Origin of the sequence: Desulfofundulus sp. (assembly GCF_049701015.1) — a bacterium.
Taxonomy (GTDB): Bacteria; Bacillota; Desulfotomaculia; order Desulfotomaculales; family Desulfovirgulaceae; genus Desulfofundulus.
Window position 1 is genome coordinate 1 of record NZ_JBNATZ010000010.1, and the last position, 25,562, is coordinate 25,562.

Sequence of the window (25,562 nt, forward strand, 5' to 3'; positions counted from 1 at the left end):
ATAATTAATGTCGGTTCTATATTCCCCACCCCCCGGCTACAGGATATACTTTCTTTTTGTCCACTCCCTTTTTGCCCATCTCCGTCAGATCCGCCCTGCACGCTCCCCCTGAATCGATTCTCTTTTATTTTATTCCTGCATAAACTTTATAAAAAGCATGAAAAGTGGGTGAAGGCCGTGTTTTGTAGAGCCGCTACATCCGGGTACACCGGAGCAGGCACCATTATACACATCAGCCGATTTCCCCATGCATCGGGTATTCTACTGAATCCACCCCCGGGCTTCACACTCTTTCCCCCGGGCACAATCTTCCAGTTGAAATCTTTTACGGGCATGATAACCACTCTAAAGGGAATTTTGTTGAATCCGTGTCGGGATGATGGTTCCTCCTTCATTCTGACCTTTGATGCCTGCCCTCATGTTTTGCTGACAAATCAATCAGTAGAGATGAAACCCCTGGGCAACGCGTTCTGGGGGTACAGGTTTTTGGCCGCCGCCCGGCACCGGCACATATTGCTCCTCGCGAACAAAGAGCTGGCAGAACAGCCGCTGGACGAACTGGTACAGGCGCTGCGCTCCAGAGATAACCAGGTGACACGCGGATCTCTGACCGGACTGACCGGGCCAGTGGATGCGGACTGCGACCTGTTATTCATAGCCGGCAGGTCCCATGAAGTAAAGAAGGCGGTAAATAACTTACCACCTTCTTTTAAGGGGAAACTGATCATCTGGTATTTACAGTAAAAACAGAGCCACAATAAAAGTAGCAATAAACCCGATGACCACAGGCAGGAAGTTTTTCCTGGCCAGCTCAATGGGGTTAACCCCGGCAATGGCTGCCACCGGAATCAGGCCCCATGGAATGATGGTGCCGCCTCCGGTCCATACGCCAGCCAACTGTCCCAGAGCAGCCAGGGTGGCCTTGTTGATAGCCGGGATGGCCAGAGCAAATGTACCGGCTACGCTACCCACCAGCGGTAGAGGAGAAAAGCCCGAACCATCCATACCCACCACAATACCGGTAACCATAGTAACCAGGGCGGCAAACATCTTATTGACCGGTACGGCATGGGACAAAACGAGACCCAAATCCTCCAGGAGGCCGGTAGCTCCTTGACCCAGGATGACCTGCGCCAGTTCACCTTTACCCATGAAGAAGAATCCCCCGATTACCAGTACCGGTGCAAATACTTTGATGCCAAACATGAAACCTTCACGGAGGTAATCGGTAACTTTCTCCAGCCCCTCGTTACCGAAACGCATGTAGCTGCCCAGGGCTAAAATCAATGCAGCCGTACCCCCCAGCAGAGCAGTAGCATCACCGCCCCTGAGCTTAAAGACCAGCATGGCCACGACATCCAGGGCAAAGGCAAGGGGAGTAATGATAGCCAGGAAATATGATACCCAGTTCATCTCCCGCTGCTGCCCGTTATTGGCCAGGAAAGCTTCCCGCTCGGCTGCATGAAGTTCGTGATTGGAGGCCATATCGCGTCTGATCATAATATAGGCGGTAACAGTGGTCACCAGCCCCATCGTAATGATCAGAGGCAGGCTGGCCGACATCACGGGAGTGGGAGAAGTAAAACCAGCCGCTTTAGCCGTAATGGTGGGTGCCCCTTGAATCACATAGTCCGTGGAAAGGGCTATACCGTGCCCGAACAGATTCATGGCCATAGCCCCTGCCATAACGGGCAATCCCGCCCGTACCGCTACAGGCAACATGATAGCACCAATCAAAGCTGTCGCCGGAGAAGGCCAGAAAAACCAGGAAGCAAGAAGCATGGCAAAGCCCAGTACCCAGAAAGCAATCCCCGGACTTACCATCAACCGGGCGGCCGGTTTCATAATTAAGTAATCAGCACCCGTTTCAGAGAGCAATTTAGACAGTGAAACTATAAGCGAAATTATGACTATAATGCCCCAGAACTCATTGCCGGCCACTATCAAAGCGGAGAAGACAGTGCTGATGGCACCTATGAAACTTTTCTTAAAAAGCCACCCCACCGTCAGAATTCCCAGGACACAGGGTATAATGGGATCCTTGCGCATAGCCATGACCACAATGATCACCAGTACCCAGAAAAGAAACAACCAGTGAACCGCTGTTAATCCGCCAGCACCCATTAACATTCCTCCTCTACGAGTTAATTTAACAATTGAGTTAACCTGAAAGTTAACAGTGCAGGTATTTTTTTTGAATGATTGTAGAGTCCCCTTTTACCCTTCTTCCATATCCCACCTCCAATAGTGAAAAATAACTCATTCACTTATGGAAAATTTGAGGACCTAATGGTTTTCGAAAGTTTTGGTTTTTACCCGTTGCGTTCTCGCCCGTTTCAAGATAACCCGGTTTAGTTCCTTTTCTTCGACACTTGATTGTCTCCGGCGTCTTGCAGACAGGTGGCCCACCAGAACCACCAGAACGGCCACCGCTGCGGGAACCACCTTTTCCAAAAGCTCATTCCCCATGTAAGAATGAACAAACTTGTCCTTTAAAATCATCTCTCCTGCGGTCCAGCCCAGGATAGCTGCACCGATGTCTACCACAAACGGGAATCGTCTCATAATCAAAATGATTAAGCTGGAACCCGCAACGACAATGGGTATACTTAAGGCCAACCCGAAGGCCAGCAACATGATATTACCCCGAGCAGCCGCGGCTACACCCAGGACATTATCCAGGCTCATGACAAAGTCAGCCATAATTATGGTCTTGACCGCATCCCAAAAACAACCGGCCTCACATATATTTTTCTCTTCATCATCCTCCAGGAGTAGCTTGATTGCAATCCATATCAACAACAGGCCGCCTGCCACCTGTAAAAAAGGAATCTTTAAAAGATAAACGGCAGCTACGGTCAGAATTACCCGCAGGGCGATGGCACCAAAAGTGCCTATAAAAATGGCTCTTTTCTGATCTGATACAGGCAGACTACGGCAAGCCAGAGCGATAACCAGCGCATTGTCCCCGCTCAAGACCAGGTTGATCACCACAATGCTAAAAACTGCCGCCAGTATTGATACCATTGACAACTCTCCTGGTTTTAATATTAATCGAAAAAATAGTATAATAATATAAAGTTAAAATTTTTTTGGCTCATCAATGATGAGTATTCTTACCCAATATTTCGACACTTATTTACATTTTCCTCCCCTCCCCCTCAAAAAATAACAGCATATAGAATTCTTAAACGTCCGCCCGGCGTAATTACGTTTTCAGCAAGCCCTCATCATTGATGATGATTGTTTATTATATTCGACTTTTTTCTTGGTTTTCCTTTCTGTATTATTTTAAAATCTTTTCGCTTATATAACTTTTTTATGATACTCCGTATTAAGGGCTTTCACCCGGCGGTCCGACCGCCTGCGTTTTTCCCCGCCGCTCGACGAGGTCAGGTAAACCCCCAGCATCACCAGTAGCCCGCCGGTTACCTGGCTGGCCTCTATTACCTCACCAAGGATGATGAACGAGAGCAAAACGGTAAACAAAGGAGTCAGGTACATAAAAACAGCCGCCCCGGCCGGACCCAGCCTGGCGACCCCGTAATTCCACCATAAAAAGGCCAGCACCGAGCAGAAAACCCCCAGGTAAAGCGCACCGGCCAGAGTTTCCCAGCCAATGTGAACCGGGTTTTTACTTTTTATCTCCCAGAGGGATATGGGAACCAGGAAAACCAGCCCCAGCAAACTGCTGATGGTGGTAGCAGCCAGGTTGGACATGTACTTGACCACCCGGCGCACTGCCAGGGAATAGATGCTCCACAGCAGGATGGCCACCAGTATGATCAGGTCCCCGTAATTGAAATGCAGGGACAGAATAAGGGACAGGTCTCCCTTGCTCAGGATCCAGATTACCCCGGCCAGGGCCGCCAGCATCCCCAGCACCTGCCGCCCGGACAACCTTTCACCTGAAAAGAGAAAGGAAAGCAGGGCAATCATAATGGGAGCAGAACTGTTGATCAATGCCGCATTGATAGCCGAGGTATAATGCACACCCAGGTACACCAGGGCGTTAAAACCCAGCACCCCCGTTACAGCCATAACGGCCAGCAACCGCCACTGGGAACGCCAGTAGTACCGGAGGGTTTCCCCTTCCCTCCGCCAGGCCAGGGGAACCAGGATGGCCGCGGCCACCACCCACCGCAGGGCATTTAAAGTAAAAGGGGGGAGCTGGTTGCTCAAGAGCTTGCCCACCACGGCATTGGCCCCCCAGAACATGGTGGAGAGCACCAGCAGCAAATGGGGGGAACGCCAGCTTCTTGCCATGTAAATAACACCCCGATTCTAATTGAGGGAGCAACCCCCCAGGGGGATTTTAGGGGAGGCCAGCTCCCGCAACAGGGAGGCCAGCCCCTCCCCACCCCGGGCCACCACATCAAACACCGGCACTCCCGCCAAGGCTGATACCTCCCGGAAAAGCTTTTCCCCATCCACATAAGCCGGCCGGTAATCCCCGGTTTCGTAGCGGTAACTTGGGTAGAAAGGGTTGATGGTAACGGCCACAAGAGGCAGGGAACGCCGGTAACCGACCGCTCCCCCCCGGGCGAGCACAGCTTCAATAAAGTGCACCGCCGAGGCGGGGTTCCCACTGATAATGAGCTTAACCGGGTCGGCAAAGATAAAAGTGGTCCCGGGTGGAAAGGGCATTTTCAGCAGTTGTTTCAAGCAATCGGGTGCAATTACTCCCGGGCAGTAAAATCCCGCAGCCTGCGAGGCTGTCTCCCGCAAGGGCTCAAGCTGTTCCGCCCGGAAGAGGGAACCGCTGGTAAAAGCCAGCACATCACCGCCGGGGCTCCAGACAACCGTCTGCCTGTCATCCGGTATCCCTTCCGGCAGGGGGACCACCCGTGGTCGGTTACAGATCACACTGAAATAACGTGCCTGCAGTGCCACTTGAGAGATATCCTGGTTAAAGGCCGCCCCTGTGGCCAGGATCAGGCCGTCGGCTTCTACCATGGGCACCATCCTGTTCAGAGCCCCGTCAAGAATGACCAGCTCGACCCCCTGACGGTAAAAATAATCAATAGTGGTACGGACATGTTTGACCTGGTTGGGTCCCGCCACCACCAGCAGACCTTCCCGCTCGACCCGTCCGCAGGCGATCCGGCCCAGAGGAGTGCCTATCTCAAGCCTGTCCAGCACCCTGACACCGGCACTACCGGCCAGCAGGCATTTTTCAGCAGTGGCCACCATCAGACCGGGGCGCACAAAAAGCCTGGGCTTGGGCAGGCCGGTAACATTGTCCACCGTTTCCCCGTCATAGCCGATACTGGTAAGACCTACCGGCGTACCCAGTTCGTAAAAGTGATTGAGCAGCGTGATGGTGGTGGTGGTTTTGCCCGTATTTTTAGCCGTACCTGCAATGCCGACGGTTATCTTTTTCATATTTCAATCACTGTACCTCTGCCGTTCCGGCCGGGATAAGCACCGTCTTCCCTGCTGCCCAGCACACCGTCATAAAGAGCCTGGACAAAGTCGCCCTTTTCCACCACCTGGCTCAATACGTTTTCAATGCCACTGACAATTTCATCGCTCCATTGCTCCGCCCGCTCTGTCATGGCCAGTTCCATGTGGCCAAAGAACCTGAAGCCCTCTTTTACCGCCCGCAGGGTATCAATTTTAGCCGGAACACTGATGGGGCCGCCCGAATATGCCTCATCGGAAGAGGCAATGGTAATGGCGTCCACACCCAGCATGGCCGCCGCACAAGCATGGAAGGCTGTGGTAGCCGATGACTGCACCCGGTCCTCGGTATGGGTTAAAAAGCCGATGGGGGCACCAGGCCAGATGGGAGCATCGATGATTTTCCGCAACGCCAGCACCTTGGCCGCGTTATACTCCACATAGTTATCCTCCATCATCCCGCCAATCATGACTTCCGGCGAATAGCAGAAGAGGGGCTGGAGGATGGGTTTACCCCCCAGGGCAAGGCCCAGGTCGGCGGTAATGAGCATGCCCGCGAAAGCCTTGTAAGCAGGCACGCCGCACAATTCTTCGTTGGTGACCACGTCAAAAGGCATATTGTATTTAGCTGCATAGCGTATGGCCCACACGCCGTCCACGGTCAGCCTGGCCGGGTCCGTACCGGCGCCCAGGGCACCGTAGCAAATATTAATCTTGGTCAGGTCAGCGCCAATTTTACCGGCCAGCACCACCGTTTCAGGGGTATTCAACCCCCGGTGGGCACGCACCTGCCAGAGGGTACCGGGCTCCAGAGACATTTTAATCCTGTTCAGATTGGCCGGCGTAATCAGCGTACCGTCTTCCTCGTGGGTCAGGAAACCATCAAAAAGCCCCTCGGTCCGGGCACCCCAGGACGGGTCGAAGTGGATCACCCCGTCAGCGCCCCACCCTTCACTGGCCTTGATATGACCGATGTCCATAAAGGGGCAGCCGGTACCGTACTGGTTAAAAACCAGCGGCCTGTTACGGGTGTGCTGCAGGCGGGACAGCAACATCTTTTCCCTGGTCCGGCTTAAATAGTCTTCCAGGGCTGCCACCTCTTCCCTGGTAAAACGCCGGGTTTTGGGCGGAAAAATGCCCTTTAAGTAATAATTCTGGGCCAGCTCCCCGCACAGGGGAACATATTCCCGTAAAAAGTCCGTCATGGGCTCGTAATTGCGCCACCGGACCACGTCCCACAGCTCATCACGCACAGCCGCCCTTCTCACACCGGGAGAGGTTTTATTTTCCGCCCACTCCAGGATCATACCGGTAATTGTCTTAAGCTTCCGCCGGATCCCTTCATGACGGTAGGTATAGGCATAGCCGGCGGTCAGGTCCTGCTTTTGTTTAGCTGTACTGCCCCGGTCGGGCTGGTACTCGCGGCCTTCCACAAAGGCCAGGGCCTCTTCCACCGTAGTACCGGGTCCGAAGCCGCCATCAAATCCCAGCTCCGCAGCCAGTTCCGGCCTGATGGCCATGCCTCCCACACCCAGGCGTACCTTCTCCCTTACTCCTACAGCATCCATCAGGTCCACCAGCCTGGCCAGCAATTCGGCCACACCGTAACCCAGGGTCCGGCTGATCAGAACCGTATCCGGACAGGTTTTCAGCACTTCCTGGACCACTTCCTCCACACTCATATCCGGGGGGAGAAGAATGGTTTCATGGCCTGCTTCCTGAAGGCCCCGGCGGATCATTTTCAATCCCACATCATGAACCGGGTCGAGGGGCACCAGCAGTACCTTTTTAACCGTCATGCGACCACTTCCTTTAGCTTAATTCTGGTTTTTCAGCCATCCATAAACATCCCCGGAACGATGTACGTAGGCCCTGGCCCGTACCCTCACCCCCGGCCCCTGAAATTGAATGAAAACAACGTCTGCATCCTTAAAACCCATATCCTGCAGCAGCTGGAGGATCAGACGGCGTCCCTCCTCTTCACTGTCACAGACCAAAAAAGTTTCCAGGTCCAGGGCATCCATAACCCTATCCAGGACTCTTTCCATCTGCCTCTTCCTCCAAACAAGCTTTTTTGGGACGGGTGATGTCATCTATTTAGCGTATCCAGGCATTTCATGACATTGTTTGAAACTTCGTTTTCTTTTTCCCTGGTGGCAAGAAATACATTCTCTATGATAGGGTAGAGGTCACGATTTAAAACCTCAATGCCTGCTGCTGTGCAGCCTCCAGGAGTGGCTACCTGTTCAATCACCTGCTGAAAAGAAAACTGTTTTTCCTTGATTAACAGGGCGGTTCCCAGCATGGTTTCCCCGGCCATCTCAAGAGCCAATTCCTCATCCAGGCCATATTTTTGTGCGGTACGGGCCAGTGAAGCCGTCATAAAAGCCATAAAAGCCGGGCCACAACTGGTAATATCACCGGCAATACGGAAATACTTTTCCGGAATTTCAAAAGCTTTACCCATACGGTTCAAACAATTCAGCAACTCCTGTTTTTCAGCATCTGCCACACGTTTACCAAAGGTGACAAGCGTAACACCATAACCGGTACTCTGGGTAATACTGGGGTAAATTCTGATAATCTTCCCCTTCAAAATGGTGTCCAAATGTTCCAAATAGGGAACCAGCAAGGTTGAAATGATAAGTTTATTTTCCGGAAAGCTTGTCCCCGTTTCTCCTAAAAGTGACGGCAGATCCGGCGGTTTGACGCAGATAAATATCCAGTCCCCTTTTTCAACGACATCCCTGCTGCTCCGTGCCAGATTGATGCCGGGATAAACATCTTTAATCCTTTCAGCTTTTTCAGCCGTGCGGTTAAAAATATAAATGCGTTCCGGCGGGAAAATTCTGTTTTTTATGAAACTATCAATTAACATCCGGCCCAGATTTCCCGTACCGATTACACCAATATTCACTTAACTTTCACCTCCTTCTTTGCTTCCGGGTACAGATAAACAAAAAAGGGGGGACCATATTCGGGTTACATGCGCAGCGTACCCCCTGCGCCGGGTGACAAAACCACACAAGGGGCACGCCACGCCTCACCATGTTCCGGTCGCCGGTTCAGGTGGCAGGGACCTTAGATGACCAGCTGTCTCTGAACCAGAGGTCGGCCAAAAATGCGGGCCATTCCATTCTCTTCCACCCGCTGCCTGATAGTTTCCACGTCAGTGGTGTACAGGCCCTTTTCTACCATCCGTTGGAAATATACCGAACCGGAGAATGTAAATTTCTGCCCCAGACCTTCACCGGATTTGATTTTTTCATTAACGTGGGCAATGAAGTCACCTATAGCCAGATTTTCCGGTATGACTAAAAGTTCCTCGCCCAGAGCATAGCGTACCGCGTTGTGACCGGCCAGGCCGCCTGTAACCACAGCCTCAGTGTGCCCCACCATGGGACCGGCCTTCTCACCGGCGCAGAAAAGGTTGTCCACCCCTTCCACCTTCAGGGCGTTGTCCCGGGGGGCCATAGCCATATAACGCATGGAGTTGCCAATACCGCCGGCGTAAGGATCTTCGAAGCGGGCATTCTCAAAGCCCGGAATCTGCCTGAGCATGTCCAGGGGGTAAGTGGGGGACATCAGCTTGGCATGACCCGTATCCAGAAGAATGATGTTTTCGGCAAACTCCGCCAGCGCATACTGCTGGCAGGCCTTCTTGGCCAGAATATCCTTGCCTTTACGCAGGTGCTCGGGAATGGGGATGACCGCCACACCCTCTTTATCCAGCTGCTCAACTATCTTTTTGTCCAGTGATTCTTTGTGCAGTTTGCAGGAACCGCTCATGGCGCCGATGGAACCGTCAGCCTTCCGGCCCATGAACTCCTTGACCCCCGCCCTGGCTGCAATGCTCACCCGGCCGCCAAACGTTGGGCAGCGCAGGATGCACATGGCACAGCCGTTGCCATATTTGGTACAGTTGGGCATGGGGCCGGCACTACCGGTCGTGTCTATAAATACATCCCCTTCCACCTTTTCACCGGAATCCAGAACCAGCGCCTGGATGCGAGTGCCGTCCATGATTACGTCCTTGACCCGGCTGCGGGTACGTACCTGAACCCCTTTTTTCTGGAGCAGGTGCCTGATGGCCGGCTCAATTTTGGCTACATCATAGAGGGTGGCATGCCTGTGGCCCGGAAAGTCCACGTTTTTATGCCGGGCACACTGGTCCACGACATGGAAGATATCGCCCAGGCCCATGGCAATGGCTTCTTCCGTAGCAGTAAACCGGCCGTTGTTGCGCATAATCCCTCCTACCAGACCGGTACCCAGCAGCATGTCGGTCCTTTCCAGAACGGTAACTTCCGCCCCGGCCTGGGCCGCCGCCACGGCAGCACCCGTCCCGGCCCAGCCCCCGCCTCCTATAACCACTCTGACCACATTCCCAACCTCCTTCAATTAATTCTCAATAATATCCGCACTACCCGCCTTTTTTATAAACTCCGGCTTTAAATAATCCCCGCATACTTGCAGACAATCTCAATCAGGCGCACCAGGCCCTGGATGGCATACCGGGCTTCCTTCTCCTTGAGCATGCCTTCCTCATCGGTGGTACCCAACCCGGGAGAGATGAAAATATTGGCGTCATAAGCAATCGTAGGTATAATCCCCATCTGGGAGAGCCCGCTCTGGAAAATGTTGGTCCCCGCATACATATCCTCGATGGAGAACACGGGTATGCCCAGCTTTCCGTTTTTCCATGTGCCTTCGTAGTTGACCTCCACTGCCGCGGAGTTATAGGATTTATTGATGGTGATGCCTGCCCGCAGTTTGGCCGGGAGTTTGTCAAATTCTTCGGTGACAATCTTCTCCAGATCATCCACCGGGCGGGTGAGCACCTCCGGCCGGTCCCTTAAGACCTTCAGGGCCTGTATTTGGGTGAGCAGGGCTTCCTTGCCCGGGTCGAAGGTAACATAGGCCGCCTTGCCGTAAGAAGCAGTAGTACCATAACGGTCGCCGTGCATTCCCAGCGCCCGCCTGATGGGAACCATATACTGCTCTTTACCTATGATCAGCCCGCTGGTGGCTGCACCCGTAGCCTTGTCCATGCTGTAAACAACCACGTCGGCCCCCGTCTTCCTGGGGTCATGACCCACAAAGGGCAGCCCCCAGGCGTTGTCCACCACATAGGGGATATCGTACTGGTGGGCTATTTCAGCCAGGATTTTTTGCAGCACCGGGGTACCATTATCGTCCTTCACCCCGTAACCATAACCCGGGGTATCATAGCCCAGGGAAGTAATGCCCGTCAGCATGGGAGCGTGAATTTCAGCAACGGATTTGATTTTTTCCCGGGCGGCGTGGGGTTCCACTTCCGTCAACAGGGGTACCGGGTGGTATTTGATGCCGTGTACATCGTAACGGGCTCCCGGCAGGGGCACGATGATGACGTCCAGGTTGTTCTGCCGCTTACCATAGAAACCCAGCTCACCTGCCGTGCAACCCCGGTCGGCCAGATAGTCCTTGAACCAGCCCGGGAAGGGACGGCCATAGCTGGCCTGGTGGTGCATGTGCTTTTCATAAGGTGCAATATACCGGGCCCGGTAATTATCACCCCGGCCCATCATGGGCGGTGTAAACAGGGCGTCAAAGGTAACCCACAGGGCAGCCTCACAAGTGCTGGTGGGGGCGGCGTCATATTCATCACCGTATACATCCTTAACGATTTCCCGGATCTCATCCACCAGCCTGGCCAGGGGGATAACTTCGGTAGCTCCTTTCTCGGAAGCCTCAATGATATCCCTGCGCAGCGGTGCCGGGCAGCCTGAAATGGCACCGGTCAGGCCAAATTTACCCCTTATCTCTTTCGGGATGCCGATCTCGTCGGCGGCCTTACGGGCTTCAGCGTAAATGTTGGCAATATTGGCCTGCAAATGCCTGTACATTTGAAACTTATACTTGAACTCACTCATCGTTTTGCCCTCCACAGAATGATTTTGTATATCAGATAGACAATAACCCTGCAATAGCTTCTCCGTTCGAGTTGATGACAACGGCAGCTTGAAGTACTGCCTCAAGCGTCCTTGAGTTTGACAATAAGCTCCACCTCAACCGCCGCATCCAGAGGCAGCTCATTTACCCCAACTGCCGACCGGGCATGATATCCTGCTTCGCCAAATATCTCACCCAGCAGGTCGGACGCCCCGTTAACCACAAAGGGCTGCCGGTTGAACCCCGCGGTACTGTTTACAAACCCGGTCACCTTTATGATGCGCTCAATGTTGTCCAGGCTGCCGATCAACTGTTTAACAGCAGAAAGGCAGTTCAAGACACAAATGCGGGCTGCCTGGTAGCCATCTTCTTCCGAAAGTTCGCCGCCCAGTTTCCCCCTGTAGCGAAGCTCACCATTGACGAAGGGGATTTGCCCGGAGGTAAAAACAAAGTCGCCCACCTTAACTGCAGGCACGTAAGAAGCTACGGGCCTGGGTACCGCCGGTAGCTCGATACCGAGTTCTTTCAGCCTGGCCTCGAACATGCAGTCACTCCTTTCGACTTCTTATTTTTATGGTTGACTCGAGCTGCAAACCCAGCTCCACACCGTCAAGCCGTCTGGGGGAATAGAGCACTATGTTCAGGTGATTCGGCAGATGGGTTTCGTCAAACCCGGCAATCTGGCCGAGTACCATACCGTTGCAGCTCACTTCATCCCCGCTCACCAGCACGCCCCCACACTTAACTTCTACAAAACCCAGATATGCTATTCTCTGCACATCACTTCCCGGCCCCACTCCCTCTTCGTCGGTGACAATCAATTCATGGATTTCATTCTTCAGCACCGCCCTGGAAATGGGTGTAATTAAATGCAACCCGCGGTTTTCCAGCCTGCCCTGCAGGACGACCACCAGTTTACCTTCCACTTCCCTTTTACATGCATAGGGGTTGGTGCTGAACATCTTTTCCCTGTATGGATCGCCCATAGTCCCCTCTATCCCCCCCCCTAACCCTCCTGACATCCCGGAGCCGGAGAGTTATATGCCTGCTGTTCCTCTATTACCGGCATCCTTCACCGGATATGCGCTCCTCATCTTTGGTGAGGTATTATATTCGACCTCGCCTACCGGTATTCCTGCTTTTATCAAAAATTTTTTGCCCAAATAAAAAATCCGGTAGCATAATTTCTACCGGATAATAAGCTCAAATCCTTAACGAAGCCGCGCCTACATCTCCAGGCGGGTCATGCGCCAGTATTTATGCACATCGGATATCAAGCTTTCAATATGGTCCACCATAGCCTGCTCCGCACCAGCAGGATCCCGGTTAATGATGGCCCTTAAAATGCGGGCATGTTCCACCGCCAGCGTTCCCCTGACTTCCCTGCGGATATACTCCAGGATCATTGACATCTGACGGCCCTGGCGAATTAAATCCAGGGCGGCAGCCAGCACTTTATTTTTAGCCGCGGTGGCAATTAAACGGTGAAACCTGGCATCCTGCTCGGCAGACATCTCATTTTGAGCGGCCAGCCGTTCCTGTTCCCGCAGGACGGCTTCCATCAGGCTTATTTCAGCATCGGTAGCTTTCACTGCCGCCAGGCTGGCCAGCTCCCTCTCTATGGCCCTCCTGGCCACCAGCATGTCGATCAGATCTTCCTGCCTCTGAGAGTTAAGAATACGTATAAAGCGCGCGCTGTTTAGATTCAGTTGAGTATTATGATCTATGGCTTCCAATAACTCCCGGCCACGCTCGGAAATTAAACGGCCCCGGTATCCATACTTTATGGTCAAATTCTTCTGGTCCATTTCGCTGAGAATCCTGCCTACCGTGGCTTCACTCAACTTGAATCCCCTCTGCACCAGGAGCTTGCGCAGCTGCCCGGAGCCCACTGGAGCGCTTTCATTATTGAGGATCCTTAAAACTTCGATTTCATGCTTTTTTATTTCATCCACTTTAATTTCATCCATTTCCTGTTCCTTCACTCCTATAGCAAAGACGGACTATTTTACCGATACTTTCAGGATGCAAACCGGTGATGATGGATGATCTTTGAAAGCATGGAAGTAGACCAAATCTTTTAGAAAAAACAAAAATCAACAAACTAACTTATATGCCTGCAAATTTTATTTTACCTGTGAAAATTTAGACTGTCAATCTGACCTTCTGAGTACTGAGTATGTAAGATCCAGGTAACTCCCCGGCTTGACTCCCTGCTCAAACAGCCATTCCCTGGTGGCAGGGTCGCAGAGAATGGCCAGTTCTCTCTCCCGCTGCCAGGTGTAACTGCTCCGCCGCCTCAACTCTTCGTCCACCAGACCGGGGTGGGTCATCAACTCCATCACCCTGGCACCCCCCTGAAGGCCGGCAGTCACAAACCGGTGAAACAATTCTGCAGAAACCTGTTCACCAAACCAGTGGCCGCAAAAGCAGTCAGGAGCTGGAATACCCCGCCGGGCAAGTATCCCGCGCATGGAAGGGTCCAGACTGCGCACAGGCAGCCCGTAGCTCCGGGCCACGTCCGCCAGGGCTTCCAATATTACGGGGTGGGCATGGACATGGTGGTGTGTATCCAGGTGGCTGACGCGTACCCCCGCCATCCTGACTTTTTCCACCTGAGCTATAAACTCCCGCCTCACTTCCTCGCCGTTCAAGTGCCCCGACAGGAGAGCATCCTTTCCTTTAAACCGTCCCCGGCTGTCTACCAGCGAAGGTACAGCTGCCGGATCGCTTACGGGCCTCCCCGCCGTCAAGCAAAGGTGTACTCCAGCAGTCTCCAGCATTCCCTGCTGCAAAAAAGCCAGGGCATCCCCCGTCCCCGGCTGGTTGACCATCAGGCTGGTACTGGTAACCACCCCGCATTCCATCGCTTTAATAATTCCCCGGTTGACACCCACCGTGTAACCGAAGTCATCGGCGTTGACAATGAGCAGCACAGCAACCGCCCCCTTTCTGCCATCTTTCACCTGCGTCCTTCAGAGTACGACCCCCCACACTCACTCCCGCTCCAGGGGTAATTCCCGCAGCGCAATTTCCACCTGGTTTAAGGGCAAAAGCTCCTTGCCCGGCATAGCGGCTCCCAGCTCTCTTAAGCGTCTGGCCCCCGGCACCACCCGGCTCTCCCAGGAACCGACAGCATTGTTAAAAGACTGGGTGGCCTTTTGCAGGCCATCCTTTATTCTAGCCAGGTGCCCGGCAAACTTGCACACCCGTTCGTAGAGCTCCATGCCCGCTTCGGCAATTTGCCTGGCGTTTTCAGCCATCTGATGTTGTTGCCAGCTCAAAGCCACGGTACGCAACAGGGCAATTAAAGTGGTGGGTGTAGCCAGCAGTACCCGGCTGGCCAGGGCATCTTCTATCAGCCCCCTGTCCTGCTCCACAGCAGCGCTGAAAAATGACTCACCTGGCAAAAAAAGAACTACGAAATCCGGGCCGGGCGTAAACTGGCTCCAGTAGGACCTGGAACCCAGGGACTGCATGTGCGCGCGTACTGCCTGGGCGTGTCTTTGCATGGCCAGGCGCCACGCGTTTTCATCAGCAGATTCAACGGCTTCCATGTAGGCCTTCAGCGGGACCTTTGCATCCACGACCACCATCCTCCCCCCGGGAAGCTTTACTACCAGGTCGGGACGCAAACGGCCTCCTTCCGTTTCCACCGAAACCTGTTCTACAAAATCGCAGTATGGGGACATGCCCGCCACTTCCACCACCCGCCGCAGGGTTATTTCCCCCCATCTTCCCCGCACCCGGGGTGTTTTCAAGGCGTTCACCAGGTTGCTCGTCTCCCTGTGCAGCAGTTGCTGGGCCTGGCTGAGCTCCGCAAGCTGCCTTCTCAAGCTTCCATAAGCTTCCTGGCGGGCATTTTCCATGGCCCGTACCTGGGCTTCATACCGGACCAGTTCCTCTTTCAAGGGCTTGATAAGAGCATCGATAGCTTCCTGCCGCTTTTCGAGGTCGCCCCGGGCTTCCACAACCAGGCCTTCCAGCACCTGACGGGCCAGTGCAATGAAAGCCTGATTGTTGCTTTTCAAAGCTTCGGCAGAAAGAGCTTTAAAGGTATCGGTAAGGCGCTGCGTGGCTTCAGCAAGGAGTCTTTTCTGCTCGGTAAGGCTATTTCTGGTCTCTTCCAGGGAAGTTTCCGCCCTGACCCGGGCCTGGTGTTCCCGGACAACTTGCTGGCGGAGCTCATTTAATTCCTGCTGCACCTGGCTTAACTGCTGGCGCAACTCGGCATTGACACCTTCCGCCGTCATCGCCCTGCTGCGGGCAGCCACAACCTCGGCCGACAGGGCCCGCATACGAATACCGGCCCACAGCCGGCCGGCCAGCACCCCGATAATCATTCCCACCAGCAGGTAGAGGACTTCAAACATACTCGAGAGATCATCTCCTTATTGAAAACCCCATCCTCCTCAATTTTACCCCAGGCCGGGCACTGGGGCAACAACCGGCAGACACCCCCCGCCCAGTGATTACATTGGGGAAAATAGATTGAGCGCTTGACAGGGGGGTTTTAAGAAAATTATAATTCAATTAAGCAACTGTTTAATAGTAAAAGGAGGAATTAATACGAACAGATCCGGTCCCAACAATCCCAATAAAGACATCTGCGAAACCTTTTGCGTATCCACCGCGGTTGAAGAGCTCAAGGGTAAAATGCTGGAAGTAGCCGGCTTGTCGGAACTCTTTAAAGTCCTGGGTGATGAAACCCGCACCAAGATCCTCTACCTCCTGTCGCACAGGGAACTCTGCGTGTGCGACCTGGCCGAAATTCTGGAGATGAGTTTGCCCGCGGTTTCCCATCACCTCCGGCTGCTGAAGGCAATGCGCCTGGTCAAGTACCGCCGGGAAGGGAAAATGGTCTTTTACTCCCTGGACGACGACCATATCGTCAACCTGATCCGTGAAGCACAGGAACACTTTGCGGAAGAACGGTGAAAGGAGCATATCCATGCGCTACACCCTGGTTGGTCTGGACTGCCCCAGCTGCGCAGCCAGAATAGAGCAAGAACTGCAACAGATCAAGGGTCTGGAGCAGGCTGCCATCAACTTTGCCAACCGTACCCTGGAACTACCTCCGGAACTGGTAAGGCAGGCCCAGGAGGCGATTCACCGCGTTAAACCCGGAGTCACACTGGTAGAAACCGGTAGGTCCGGACAGGCGGAGGAAAATGCGAGCAGGAAAAGAAACCTCATGGTAATCGGCATTCCCTCCGTTCTCCTGTTAGGAGGCCTTCTTTGCCAGGACCTTTTGCGCAAGACCCCTTACTCCTGGGCTGAATACGTGGTCCTGCTCGCCGCCTATCTGCTGGCAGGGGGGGAGACCCTCCGGACCGCACTTAAAAATCTTGTGCGCGGAAAAGTCTTTGACGAGCATTTCCTTATGAGCCTGGCCACCCTCGGAGCTATAGCCATTCACCAGTTACCGGAAGCAGTGACGGTAATGCTCTTTTATGCCATCGGTGAGTACTTCCAGGAAAGAGCCGTCAACCGGTCCCGCCGCTCGATAGCCGCCCTTCTTGATATCTGTCCCCATCACGCCAACGTGCTGGTAAACGGAGAAACAAGGCAGGTAAAACCGGAGGAAGTTTTGACAGGCCAGACCATTGTGGTCCGCCCGGGCGAAATGATACCCCTGGATGGTGAAGTTGTGGAAGGGACATCTTTTGTGGACACCTCGGCGCTGACGGGAGAATGCGTACCACGCAGGGTGGAAAAGGGAGAGGAAGTCCTGGCCGGGATGATCAATGGCGAGGGTCTATTGACCGTGAAAGTAACCAGGCCTTTCAAGGACTCCTCCGCAGCCCGGATACTTGAACTGGTGGAAAATGCCGCGGCCAGAAAAGCTCCTGTAGAAAAGTTCATCACCACATTTGCCCGCTACTACACCCCGGCAGTGGTACTGGGAGCCCTCGCGCTGGCCCTTATACCCCCGCTGGTGGTACCGGGCGCCACATCATACCGGTGGCTATACCGGGCACTGATTTTTCTGGTCGTTTCCTGTCCTTGCGCGCTGGTCATTTCCGTACCCCTGTCTTATTTTACAGGCATCGGCAGGGCCTCCCGCCAGGGGATTCTGGTCAAGGGGGCCAGTTACCTGGACGCTCTGGCCAGCCTGCATACGGTGGTCTTCGACAAAACGGGAACCCTGACCCGGGGAGTTTTTCGGGTCAAACGGGTGGTCGCTCAAAACGGCTTTCAACAGGAGGAAGTGCTGGCTTACGCCGCGGCGGCAGAAGCTTATTCCACCCACCCCGTGGCACAGTCCATACGGCGGGCCTGGGGGCGGGAAATTCCCCCGGACATTGTAAGCGACTACCGGGAAATCCCGGGGTACGGGATCCTGGCCCGGGTCGGAGGGAAAAACGTTGTGGTCGGGGGAAACCACCTGCTCGAGCGGGAGGGGATTTCTCACGGCATCGACTGCTTAGAAGGCAGTACGGTATTTGTGGGCATTGACGGCATCCTGGCCGGGTACATCGTGATCAGCGACGAAATCAAACCCGGTGCCCGCCAGGCCATCGACAGGTTGAAGGCCCTCGGGGTGAAGAAAGTGGTCATGCTGACCGGCGACGAGGATAGGGCCGCCCGTCAGGTGGCCGAAACGCTGGGCATTGAACAATATTATGCCCGGCTCCTGCCGGAGGACAAATTCCGTCAGGTGGAAGAACTGATGGCCGACCTGCCACCCGGGCAAAAACTGGCCTTTATCGGAGATGGCATCAATGACGCCCCGGTCATTGCCAGGGCCGACGTTGGTGTGGCCATGGGCGGGCTGGGTTCCGATGCGGCCATTGAAGCCGCCGACGTGGTGCTCATGGAGGATGCCCCCTGCAAACTGGCCACGGCCATGGAAATTGCCCGCCACACGAAGACAATTGTCAAACAGAACATCATGCTGGCCCTGAGCATGAAAGCGTTCTTCCTGGGCCTCGGAACCCTGGGGTTGGCCACCATCTGGGAGGCTGTTTTTGCCGACGTGGGAGTCGCCCTGCTGGCCATCCTCAATGCCACGCGGGATAAAACTCCCTGCACGACATTAAAGCAGGATGCAGAACAAGATGGATTACATCAAGGGACGGCCCCGGAGGGCCGGACCTGCTCAGACGTGAACAACTGAGGGCGGTCTTCCCATCAAAACGGCCGCCCTTTCTCATTGAAAACCATTAAACAGTACAGCTCCCATCATCGTTTCGTAGCGCCACTTCGTGGATACCCGAACAGCGCTTGCGCTTTTCCACAAAACCGATCTTCTCTTTAACCGTTTTCACCCTGGTCTCCAGGTCCCCTCTGACGATAGTATAGGGCACATTCATGATGTCCAGGAAATTCTTTATCTTGGCATCCACCACCACGGCAAAATCGCTGTCCTGGTACCTTATACCATCCTTTTCCACATCAAACTCCCGTGGCACGTAAAAGATGTCATACTCGGGAAGGTCCCGCATGGCCCACTCGTACAGTTTCATCAAGGCATAGACTTCCTTGGGGTTTTTGAAATCACAGCTCAACAGGCCGTACACATAATTCAAAATCGTGGCATTATCACAGAAAATGATGTCACAGTAGGAAAGCTCCTCTTCCCGGCGTTTCTGTCCCTCGTAGAGCAAAAATTGTTCAAAAATGCTCGCCGGCACCCCGTACCAGGCAATATACGAACGGGCAAATTCCAGGCATACGTCACTTATATAACCGGCCATGCTGTAGTCAACATCCAGCTGTTTACACAACGTTGTCTTACCCGTACCCGGACCGCCAAGAATGGCAATCTTTCTGGTCTTTTTGCCTGCAGCCATACTCTTACTCCTCCTTCCTCCAGGGTTTGCTTAAACATTCGCCGGAGGGCTGCCAGTTCCCTTTCGCGATGAACAATGAAGCGAAATAAAAGAGGCCCCAGCGCCAGCCCGGCGCCAGAGGCCGTTTAAGTCCTTGACCAACCTTTCCCCTACCTGTGCCCCGTGGGACCTTTAGGGATGCGGCCGGTGCGGATACACTCGCTGCGCAGCCGCCTGCCCACAATTTTCTCCACCATGCGCCCTATCTCCAGCACCCGGTCCACATCCACCCCCGTATCAATGCCCATCTCGTCCATCATCACCACCATATCCTCGGTGCAGACCAGCCCCACAATGTTGGGGTCCTGGTAGTAATATGAACCGGTGCCAGCAACGGGCACGCCGTCGACAAAGTTGGCCGGCTGGCCGCCGATGCCGCCCATCGTACTTTCAAAATGGTTGATGCCGGCCAGCAGGGCGGCCAGCACATTGGCCAGTCCCCAGCCCCGGGTCACATGGAAGTGGGCGATGTGCAGGTCCGGGTTTGGAAAAGCGTCCAGAACCATGGAAAAATACTGGTATACCCGGTTGGGCGGTGCGGAACCGTCATGGTCCGCGTGTTCAATATCGTCGGCTCCCAGTTCCAAAAAACGCCTGGTAACCTCGATGGCCGCCTTTATGTCCGTGGGCCCTTCAATGGGACATCCCCAGATGGTGCTCACGGTACCGTTGAACTTCATCCCCGCATCGTGTGCCTTTTTAATGCAGCGCTCAACTTCCGCCCAGTAGGCCCTGTGGTCCAGGCCGGAGTTCTTGATCTGGTGGGATTCGGAAGTGGACACCATCATGAGGATACGGTCCGGGCCGTACCCTTCCTGCCGCGCACGAATAGCCCGGTCCACCGCCTTTTCCCGGATGGTTACGGCCGTCAGTTCCACCCCGGGCAGTTTATCCTGCACCTTTTTGCTGGTACGGATGAGCTTGAAGAGCTCTTCCGCATCGGCAAACTGGGGCATTCCCCGGGGATTGCCGAAATTGGTCACCTCCAGACGCTTGAAACCGGCCAGGATCAATTGCTCCAGCACCCACAGTTTCGCCATGGTGGGGATGAACTTTTCTTCGTGCTGGAAGCCGTCTCGTACGGTAATCTCACCCAGAACCACCTTTTCAGGATATTTCAGCTCCGCCATACCCATCCCTCCTCGTATTTATCCCCGCTCAAAGGACTACCTGTTCCTGTACACCGGCTTTCTCTTTTCATTGAAGGCACGCAGACCTTCGTCCCGGTCTTCCGTGGCCAGGCAGACGTTATAGCATTCGGCCTCCAGGGCAAAAGCTGTATGGAGGTCCAGTTCCAGCCCCAAATTTATGGCCCGCTTGGCCTGCTGCAGGGCAATGGGCCCGTTCTGCACTATCTCATTCATAATTTCCATGGTCCTGGCCATCAAGTTTTCCGCCGGGACCACAAGGTTGACCATACCCAGCCGGCAGGCTTCGGCCGCGGATATGCGCCTGCCGGTAAAAATGAGTTCCTTGGCCTTGTTACGGCCAATTATCCGGGGTAGCAGCTGGGTCCCTCCCCCGCCGGGGATAATGGCCAGGCTTACTTCCGGCAGGCCGAAGGACGCCTTTTCCGAGGCGATGATAAAATCGCAACCCAGTGCGAATTCACATCCCCCGCCCAGGGCATAGCCGTTAACGGCCGCCACCAGGGGCTTGGAAAATGCCACCACCGATTCAAAGGCTTTCACAAACAGGGCCCTCTGCTTCTTCATTTCTTCCCTGGTCATGTTCTTTCTCTCTTTCAAGTCGGCCCCCACGCAAAACGCCCGGTCCCCTTCGGCCGTAAGCACCGCCGCAAACACCCCGTCGTCCAGTTCAAGTTCCTCCAGGGCCATCACCAGTTCCCGGGCCATCTGCGTGCTCAGGGCATTCAAAGCATGAGGCCGGTTAAAGGAAATGATGCCGATTTTCCCCCGCTCGACTTTGATGGTTTCGTAATCCATCCGCCGCCCTCCCTTATACCGGATAAACCGGGTGCTTGCGCTCGGAAAAATGCTGTCTTTTAGATTCGTAAAGACTGAAGCGGGCGATCAGTTCCGCCCGTAAGTCCCCGGGCCGCACAATATGGTCCACCACCAATTCCGAGGCCAGCCGGTAAATGTCCACGTCTTTTAAGTATTCCTGCTGTTTTTGCTGGATGAAAGCCGGCCTTTCCTCCGGGGGCAGGGCATTGATCTTGTTCTCATAAACGGCCTTGACCGCCGCCTGGGGCCCCATCACGGCCACCTGGGCGCTGGGCAGGGCCAGGCAGCAGTCGGGCTCAAAGGCCGGACCGCACATGGCGTAAAGACCGGCACCGTAAGCCTTGCGCACAATGACGGAAATTTTGGGCACCGTGGCTTCCGAAACGGCGGAAATCATCTTGGCCCCGTGGCGGATGATACCCTGCCGCTCCACATACCCCCCTACCATGAACCCCGGGACGTCGGCAAGGAACAAAAGGGGAATATTGAAGGCGTCGCAAAGGGTAACGAACCGGGCCCCCTTGTCGGCCGAGTCCACAAAGAGCACGCCTCCCTTTTCCCGCGGCTGGTTGGCCAGCAGACCCACCACCCGGCCGCCAAGGCGGCAGAGGCCGGTTATAAGCTCGGGCGCAAAGAGTTTCTTTATTTCAAACCAGGTACCGCGGTCAATTATCCTGTCAATCAGCTCATACATGTCGAAGGGCTCACTTTCCCGGGTGGGTATGATATCGGCGATATCCCGTCCTCCCAGGGGAGGCTCTTCCAGAGCCATGGGCGGCCGGCCCAAATAGTTCTGGGGCATATAGGTCAGGTAACGGCGGCAGGCTTCTATAGCTTCCTCCTCCGTTTTACAGAGCAGGTCACCGCAGCCGCTGACCGTGCAGTGCATGCGGGCACCCCCCAGGTCCTCCAGGGTGGTCTTCTCCCCGATGACCATCTCGACCATGCGGGGGGACCCCAGGTACATACTGGCATTACCCTCCACCATGAAAACCACGTCGCAAAAAGCGGGGATATAGGCTCCGCCAGCTGCGGAAGGGCCGAAGAGCAGGCAGATCTGCGGGACCATGCCGGACATCTTCACTTCGTTGTAAAAGATGGCTCCGGCACCACGCCGTCCTGGAAACATCTCCACCTGGTCGGTAATGCGCGCGCCCGCGGAGTCGACCAGGTAGATCATGGGAACCTTCATGTCCAGAGCGATCTCCTGGATGCGCAGGATCTTTTCCACCGTGCGCCAGCCCCAGGAACCGGCTTTGACCGTGGAATCATTGGCCATCACACAGACGGTTCGCCCGTGGATCTTCCCCGTACCGGTGATCACCCCGTCGGCGGGGAGGTCTTCGGCCAGGTTGTTTGCAAACAGGCCGTCCTCGCAGAAAGGGGCGCCGGGATCCAGGAGGAGCTTCAACCTGTCCCTGGCAAAAAGTTTGCCTTTCTCGGCATTGCTCCTGTGATATTTGGGTGCCCCGCCTTTTTTTATGCGCGACGCTTTTCCCACCAGTTCGCCATCAAGGACCTTCAAATCCACGACATCCATAGTCTCATCTCCTTAGATTCCTCCTGAAATCGCCTTTCTACTGGCCCTTGCAGTTTATATGACTCTTTTTACTCCGGTACCGACCACCATCATACCACCAGGTAATGCAAAAGGACTGCACAGTACACGTCCCGGTCCCTTAATAAGCAAAAACTCACCCCTCAATGGCAGGAAAAGCAGGGCTAACAGCAATTGACCACCCGAAAGGTGCCGACCCGGCTGCAGAACATTGTTCCCAAGGTTTACAGCTGAAGCCCTTGAACCCGCTTTATAAACCAGCCTTAAAAGCCGGTGTTTTTGATTGTTTACACCACGAAAAAAGACCGGGCTTTTTCTCCCCGGCCTTTGTCTTCCCTGCATTTACCTGTAGAGTCTGCCAGGCAGACTCCTGCCGTATTCGCTTACGGAACCCCGAGCGGTTACATTTGCGCGGGACCCATTCCCGGAGCCATCCCCGGGGTCATTCCGGGACCCATTCTCCCCATGGTCCCCTCGGGCCCACGGATATTGGTGGCTTCAGGTCCCATAGGCGTACCCGTGAAAACAGGGTCGAGAGGGTACCAGCCCCGGGAGTGCATCAGGTCAAAGATCTGTTTCTGGGTACTCATTTCCTCATTATTGATCTGGATAAGGGTGTTCCGTACCCGGTCATTGGCTGCTTCCAGCACGGCCGTATGGTAACCCGTGGAGATCATCTTGGCTCCGATCAGCATATCGGCCAGGATATCCCGGTCGGTAAATTGCACTTTAAACACCTCCCGTGTTGTATGTTATTAAATTAGTGTTGCGCCATACGCGGCAACCCGGCATCCTGAAGCAGGTTGTTCAGGGCGCTGATATGCCGCTGTCCTTTGTCGATGCACTGCTGAAGCAGGCCCTGGATAGCCGGATCCCTGGTTTGATTGAGGTACAAGCGGGCTTTCCTGGTGCACAGTTCCTCAGCCCTCAACTGTTCCATAATGTGAAGTTTCTCCATTTCGGTCATCCGCCATTGTTGCACTGTTCTCACCTCCTTTGCGGCCTAGTATTTCACAGGAGAAGTATTTTATACCACTACCCGAAAAAGCAGGTAAAAAAAACGGCGGTCATTCCGGGAACCCTGATGGTTCGGGCAAGACCGCCGTACAGGCATTGAAAAATGACTTTTCACTACGCGTAAATCCGCTGCAAACCGCATTCCCGGGCAATTTCCACCGCCTGGCGGAATTCCTCCCGGGTAATCCGGCGGGAAAGTTCCGGGTAACGCCGGGCTTCATGAGCCGGGTAATACTGGTCCATAATATTTACAAAAGTATGGGGAGATATTTCTTCAGCCAGGAATTTCATCACCGCACCGGTACGGGCCAGGTCGCCGGGCATGACCAGGTGGCGCACAAGCAGTCCCCTGACGGCCACACCCCTCTCATCCACCACCAGGTCCCCCACCTGGCGGTGCATCTCTTTAACCGCCTGTTTGGCCACCGTAAAATAAGCCGGCGCGCCGGTATAACGCTCACCAACCCGGTCGTCTCCAAACTTGATGTCGGGCATGTAAATATCCACCACTCCGTCCAGGAGTTTCAAAGTGGGCAGGGCATCATATCCACCGGTATTGTAAACCAGCGGCAGGGTTAATCCATCGCCTGCGGCCATGTACAGAGCCTCCAGGATCTGAGGCACATAGTGGCTGGGTGAAACCAGGTTGATGTTATGGCACCCCATATCCTGCAATTCCAGCATGGCGTCAGCCAGTTCCCGGGCAGTCAATTCATTGCCTTCCCCGTACTGGCTGATATCGCAGTTCTGACAAAAGCGGCAGGCCAGGTTACAGTGGGCGAAAAAAATGGTCCCGGAACCGTAACGGCCCACCAGGACTTCCTCCTCGCCAAAATGGGGCCCCCAGCTGCTCACCGCAGCCAGCCGCCCTGCCCGGCAGAACCCTTTTTCCCCCTCGAGGCGGTTCACACGACAGTACCGGGCGCAAACAGTACAGTCAGCCAGGAGTGCCACCGCCTTTTCCACCCGGGCCGCCAGTTCGTCCGGAAAAAGATCGCAGTAGCCCATAATATGAAGAAGCCCCCAATTGCCATTTTCCCTATTGTGCGTTTTTGCCTTAAACATTAAACCTGAAGTTTATGATATCTCCGTCCTGGACAATGTAGTCCTTACCTTCCAGGCGGGCCAGGCCTTTTTCTTTGACCCTGGCCATAGAACCCAGACGGTACAGGTCGTCAAAGGCCACCACTTCCGCCCGGATAAACCCCCGCTCGATATCGGAATGGATTTTGCCGGCCGCTTTTTTGGCCTCAGTACCCCTGCGGATGGTCCAGGCCTTGACCTCGTCCTCACCAACGGTAAAAAAGGAAATCAAGCCCAGTTCATCATAAGCACTGCGCACCAACCGGTCGGAACCGAGCTCCTCAACTCCCAGGTCGGCCAGGAATAGTGCCCGGTCTTCCGGTGACAGCTGGCTGATTTCCATCTCCATCTGGCCGCAAATTTCAATCATTTTCAAGCCCCTGGCCGAAGCCGCTTCCTCCAGGGCCTCCCGCCCCGGATACCGCCGTGATTTAAACTGCTCCTCATCGGTATTGACCACTAAAATCACGGGTTTTTCAGTTAAAAAATTATAATTGCGCAGCAGAGCCCTTTCTTCCCCGCTGAGCTCGACCCTGTGCAAAGGCAACTCATTTTCCAGGGCAGCCAGGCACTTTTCCAGTACTTCCAGTTCCAGAGCGCCCTCTTTATTGATCTTTTTACCCGATTTAATGCGTTCAATGCGTTTTTCCAGCAGTTCCATGTCAGCCAGGAGCAGCTCCAGATTAACCGTCTCGAGATCACGCAGAGGGTCAACATCCCCGTCCACATGGGGAACATCCGGGCTGGCAAAGGCCCGGAGCACAT

The 25,562-nt window shown here is 54.5% G+C and carries 25 protein-coding genes; 3 read left to right on the top strand and 22 right to left on the bottom strand.

Annotated features, from left to right (window positions below; all coding sequences use genetic code 11):
- Positions 1-357 precede the first annotated feature (357 nt).
- Positions 358-744, top strand: coding sequence for a hypothetical protein (locus ACPLUI_RS01440; RefSeq protein ID WP_424658489.1), 387 nt, complete (start codon positions 358-360; stop codon positions 742-744).
- Here ACPLUI_RS01440 and ACPLUI_RS01445 read toward each other — a convergent pair.
- The 14 genes from ACPLUI_RS01445 to rmuC all read right to left on the bottom strand — a co-directional run bounded on the left by ACPLUI_RS01445 (position 736) and on the right by rmuC (position 15,710).
- Positions 736-2,124 (bottom strand): hypothetical protein, encoded by a 1,389-nt coding sequence (locus ACPLUI_RS01445; protein WP_424658490.1) that lies wholly within the window; start codon positions 2,122-2,124, stop codon positions 736-738. The genes ACPLUI_RS01440 and ACPLUI_RS01445 overlap by 9 nt on opposite strands.
- A gap of 162 nt (positions 2,125-2,286) precedes the next feature.
- Positions 2,287-3,027, bottom strand: a complete 741-nt coding sequence (locus ACPLUI_RS01450; protein ID WP_424658491.1) for a TerC family protein — start codon at positions 3,025-3,027, stop codon at positions 2,287-2,289.
- 279 nt (positions 3,028-3,306) lie between these two features.
- Positions 3,307-4,266 carry a DMT family transporter gene (locus tag ACPLUI_RS01455; protein ID WP_424658492.1) on the bottom strand — a complete coding sequence of 320 codons (960 nt, stop codon included), beginning with the start codon at positions 4,264-4,266 and terminating at the stop codon, positions 3,307-3,309.
- Positions 4,267-4,284: 18 nt separating this feature from the next.
- Positions 4,285-5,385 (bottom strand): hypothetical protein, encoded by a 1,101-nt coding sequence (locus ACPLUI_RS01460; RefSeq protein ID WP_424658493.1) that lies wholly within the window; start codon positions 5,383-5,385, stop codon positions 4,285-4,287.
- The gene (locus tag ACPLUI_RS01465) at positions 5,382-7,202 is read right to left on the bottom strand and encodes a cobalamin B12-binding domain-containing protein (protein WP_424658494.1); all 1,821 of its coding nucleotides are present in this window, start codon (positions 7,200-7,202) and stop codon (positions 5,382-5,384) included. The genes ACPLUI_RS01460 and ACPLUI_RS01465 overlap by 4 nt, the downstream gene beginning before the upstream one ends.
- Positions 7,203-7,220: 18 nt before the next feature.
- Entirely contained in the window at positions 7,221-7,451 is a 231-nt protein-coding gene (locus ACPLUI_RS01470) for a hypothetical protein (protein WP_424658495.1), read from the bottom strand.
- Positions 7,452-7,492: 41 nt separating this feature from the next.
- Entirely contained in the window at positions 7,493-8,320 is an 828-nt protein-coding gene (locus tag ACPLUI_RS01475; protein ID WP_424658496.1) for a pyrroline-5-carboxylate reductase family protein, read from the bottom strand.
- 164 nt (positions 8,321-8,484) lie between these two features.
- A complete protein-coding gene (locus ACPLUI_RS01480; protein ID WP_424658497.1) occupies positions 8,485-9,786 on the bottom strand; it encodes an FAD-dependent oxidoreductase in 1,302 nt (433 codons plus the stop codon).
- A 68-nt stretch (positions 9,787-9,854) separates the two neighbouring features.
- Complete coding sequence (locus ACPLUI_RS01485; protein ID WP_424658498.1) at positions 9,855-11,318, bottom strand: hypothetical protein; 1,464 nt, start codon at positions 11,316-11,318, stop codon at positions 9,855-9,857.
- Positions 11,319-11,419: 101 nt separating this feature from the next.
- Positions 11,420-11,881: a RidA family protein gene (locus tag ACPLUI_RS01490; protein ID WP_424658499.1), complete on the bottom strand. Its 462-nt coding sequence runs from the start codon at positions 11,879-11,881 to the stop codon at positions 11,420-11,422.
- Between the two features lie 4 nt (positions 11,882-11,885).
- Positions 11,886-12,359 (bottom strand): DUF6917 domain-containing protein, encoded by a 474-nt coding sequence (locus ACPLUI_RS01495; RefSeq protein ID WP_424658500.1) that lies wholly within the window; start codon positions 12,357-12,359, stop codon positions 11,886-11,888.
- Positions 12,360-12,563: 204 nt separating this feature from the next.
- Positions 12,564-13,307, bottom strand: coding sequence for an FCD domain-containing protein (locus tag ACPLUI_RS01500; protein ID WP_424658501.1), 744 nt, complete (start codon positions 13,305-13,307; stop codon positions 12,564-12,566).
- 183 nt (positions 13,308-13,490) lie between these two features.
- Positions 13,491-14,273 carry a carbohydrate deacetylase gene (locus ACPLUI_RS01505; RefSeq protein WP_424658502.1) on the bottom strand — a complete coding sequence of 261 codons (783 nt, stop codon included), beginning with the start codon at positions 14,271-14,273 and terminating at the stop codon, positions 13,491-13,493.
- Positions 14,274-14,333: 60 nt separating this feature from the next.
- The gene (gene rmuC, locus ACPLUI_RS01510; protein ID WP_424658503.1) at positions 14,334-15,710 is read right to left on the bottom strand and encodes a DNA recombination protein RmuC; all 1,377 of its coding nucleotides are present in this window, start codon (positions 15,708-15,710) and stop codon (positions 14,334-14,336) included.
- 283 nt (positions 15,711-15,993) lie between these two features.
- On the opposite strand from rmuC, the gene ACPLUI_RS01515 reads away from it, so the two are divergent.
- Together ACPLUI_RS01515 and ACPLUI_RS01520 are read left to right on the top strand one after the other, a co-directional pair.
- The gene (locus ACPLUI_RS01515) at positions 15,994-16,275 is read left to right on the top strand and encodes an ArsR/SmtB family transcription factor (RefSeq protein WP_424658504.1); all 282 of its coding nucleotides are present in this window, start codon (positions 15,994-15,996) and stop codon (positions 16,273-16,275) included.
- Positions 16,276-16,288: 13 nt separating this feature from the next.
- The gene (locus tag ACPLUI_RS01520; RefSeq protein WP_424658505.1) at positions 16,289-18,457 is read left to right on the top strand and encodes a heavy metal translocating P-type ATPase; all 2,169 of its coding nucleotides are present in this window, start codon (positions 16,289-16,291) and stop codon (positions 18,455-18,457) included.
- 46 nt (positions 18,458-18,503) lie between these two features.
- Here ACPLUI_RS01520 and ACPLUI_RS01525 read toward each other — a convergent pair whose 3' ends face one another.
- The 8 genes from ACPLUI_RS01525 to ACPLUI_RS01560 form a co-directional block, all read right to left on the bottom strand.
- Positions 18,504-19,133 carry an AAA family ATPase gene (locus tag ACPLUI_RS01525; RefSeq protein ID WP_424658506.1) on the bottom strand — a complete coding sequence of 210 codons (630 nt, stop codon included), beginning with the start codon at positions 19,131-19,133 and terminating at the stop codon, positions 18,504-18,506.
- A 149-nt stretch (positions 19,134-19,282) separates the two neighbouring features.
- Positions 19,283-20,302: a pyruvate carboxyltransferase gene (locus ACPLUI_RS01530; protein WP_424658507.1), complete on the bottom strand. Its 1,020-nt coding sequence runs from the start codon at positions 20,300-20,302 to the stop codon at positions 19,283-19,285.
- A 36-nt stretch (positions 20,303-20,338) separates the two neighbouring features.
- Positions 20,339-21,118: an enoyl-CoA hydratase-related protein gene (locus ACPLUI_RS01535; protein WP_424658508.1), complete on the bottom strand. Its 780-nt coding sequence runs from the start codon at positions 21,116-21,118 to the stop codon at positions 20,339-20,341.
- A gap of 13 nt (positions 21,119-21,131) precedes the next feature.
- Positions 21,132-22,679 carry an acyl-CoA carboxylase subunit beta gene (locus ACPLUI_RS01540; RefSeq protein ID WP_424658509.1) on the bottom strand — a complete coding sequence of 516 codons (1,548 nt, stop codon included), beginning with the start codon at positions 22,677-22,679 and terminating at the stop codon, positions 21,132-21,134.
- Positions 22,680-23,098: 419 nt separating this feature from the next.
- Positions 23,099-23,425, bottom strand: a complete 327-nt coding sequence (locus ACPLUI_RS01545) for a spore coat protein (RefSeq protein ID WP_424658510.1) — start codon at positions 23,423-23,425, stop codon at positions 23,099-23,101.
- A gap of 32 nt (positions 23,426-23,457) precedes the next feature.
- A complete protein-coding gene (locus tag ACPLUI_RS01550; protein ID WP_424658511.1) occupies positions 23,458-23,679 on the bottom strand; it encodes a hypothetical protein in 222 nt (73 codons plus the stop codon).
- Between the two features lie 149 nt (positions 23,680-23,828).
- Positions 23,829-24,722 (bottom strand): radical SAM protein, encoded by an 894-nt coding sequence (locus ACPLUI_RS01555; RefSeq protein ID WP_424658512.1) that lies wholly within the window; start codon positions 24,720-24,722, stop codon positions 23,829-23,831.
- A gap of 49 nt (positions 24,723-24,771) precedes the next feature.
- Positions 24,772-25,562, bottom strand: a 791-nt coding sequence (locus ACPLUI_RS01560) for a redox-regulated ATPase YchF (protein WP_424658513.1), incomplete at its 5' end; no start/stop codon positions are given.

Bases quoted from the DNA above. Each gene is read 5' to 3' on its own strand.
- ACPLUI_RS01445 (WP_424658490.1), bottom strand. From the start codon at position 2,124: ATGGGTGCTGGCGGATTAACAGCGGTTCACTGGTTGTTTCTTTTCTGG.
- ACPLUI_RS01450 (WP_424658491.1), bottom strand. From the start codon at position 3,027: ATGGTATCAATACTGGCGGCAGTTTTTAGCATTGTGGTGATCAACCTG.
- ACPLUI_RS01455 (WP_424658492.1), bottom strand. From the start codon at position 4,266: ATGGCAAGAAGCTGGCGTTCCCCCCATTTGCTGCTGGTGCTCTCCACC.
- ACPLUI_RS01460 (WP_424658493.1), bottom strand. From the start codon at position 5,385: ATGAAAAAGATAACCGTCGGCATTGCAGGTACGGCTAAAAATACGGGC.
- ACPLUI_RS01465 (WP_424658494.1), bottom strand. From the start codon at position 7,202: ATGACGGTTAAAAAGGTACTGCTGGTGCCCCTCGACCCGGTTCATGAT.
- ACPLUI_RS01470 (WP_424658495.1), bottom strand. From the start codon at position 7,451: ATGGAAAGAGTCCTGGATAGGGTTATGGATGCCCTGGACCTGGAAACT.
- ACPLUI_RS01485 (WP_424658498.1), bottom strand. From the start codon at position 11,318: ATGAGTGAGTTCAAGTATAAGTTTCAAATGTACAGGCATTTGCAGGCC.
- ACPLUI_RS01490 (WP_424658499.1), bottom strand. From the start codon at position 11,881: ATGTTCGAGGCCAGGCTGAAAGAACTCGGTATCGAGCTACCGGCGGTA.
- ACPLUI_RS01495 (WP_424658500.1), bottom strand. From the start codon at position 12,359: ATGTCAGGAGGGTTAGGGGGGGGGATAGAGGGGACTATGGGCGATCCA.
- ACPLUI_RS01500 (WP_424658501.1), bottom strand. From the start codon at position 13,307: ATGGATGAAATTAAAGTGGATGAAATAAAAAAGCATGAAATCGAAGTT.
- rmuC (WP_424658503.1), bottom strand. From the start codon at position 15,710: ATGTTTGAAGTCCTCTACCTGCTGGTGGGAATGATTATCGGGGTGCTG.
- ACPLUI_RS01515 (WP_424658504.1), top strand. From the start codon at position 15,994: ATGCTGGAAGTAGCCGGCTTGTCGGAACTCTTTAAAGTCCTGGGTGAT.
- ACPLUI_RS01520 (WP_424658505.1), top strand. From the start codon at position 16,289: ATGCGCTACACCCTGGTTGGTCTGGACTGCCCCAGCTGCGCAGCCAGA.
- ACPLUI_RS01525 (WP_424658506.1), bottom strand. From the start codon at position 19,133: ATGGCTGCAGGCAAAAAGACCAGAAAGATTGCCATTCTTGGCGGTCCG.
- ACPLUI_RS01530 (WP_424658507.1), bottom strand. From the start codon at position 20,302: ATGGCGGAGCTGAAATATCCTGAAAAGGTGGTTCTGGGTGAGATTACC.
- ACPLUI_RS01535 (WP_424658508.1), bottom strand. From the start codon at position 21,118: ATGGATTACGAAACCATCAAAGTCGAGCGGGGGAAAATCGGCATCATT.
- ACPLUI_RS01540 (WP_424658509.1), bottom strand. From the start codon at position 22,679: ATGGATGTCGTGGATTTGAAGGTCCTTGATGGCGAACTGGTGGGAAAA.
- ACPLUI_RS01555 (WP_424658512.1), bottom strand. From the start codon at position 24,722: ATGGGCTACTGCGATCTTTTTCCGGACGAACTGGCGGCCCGGGTGGAA.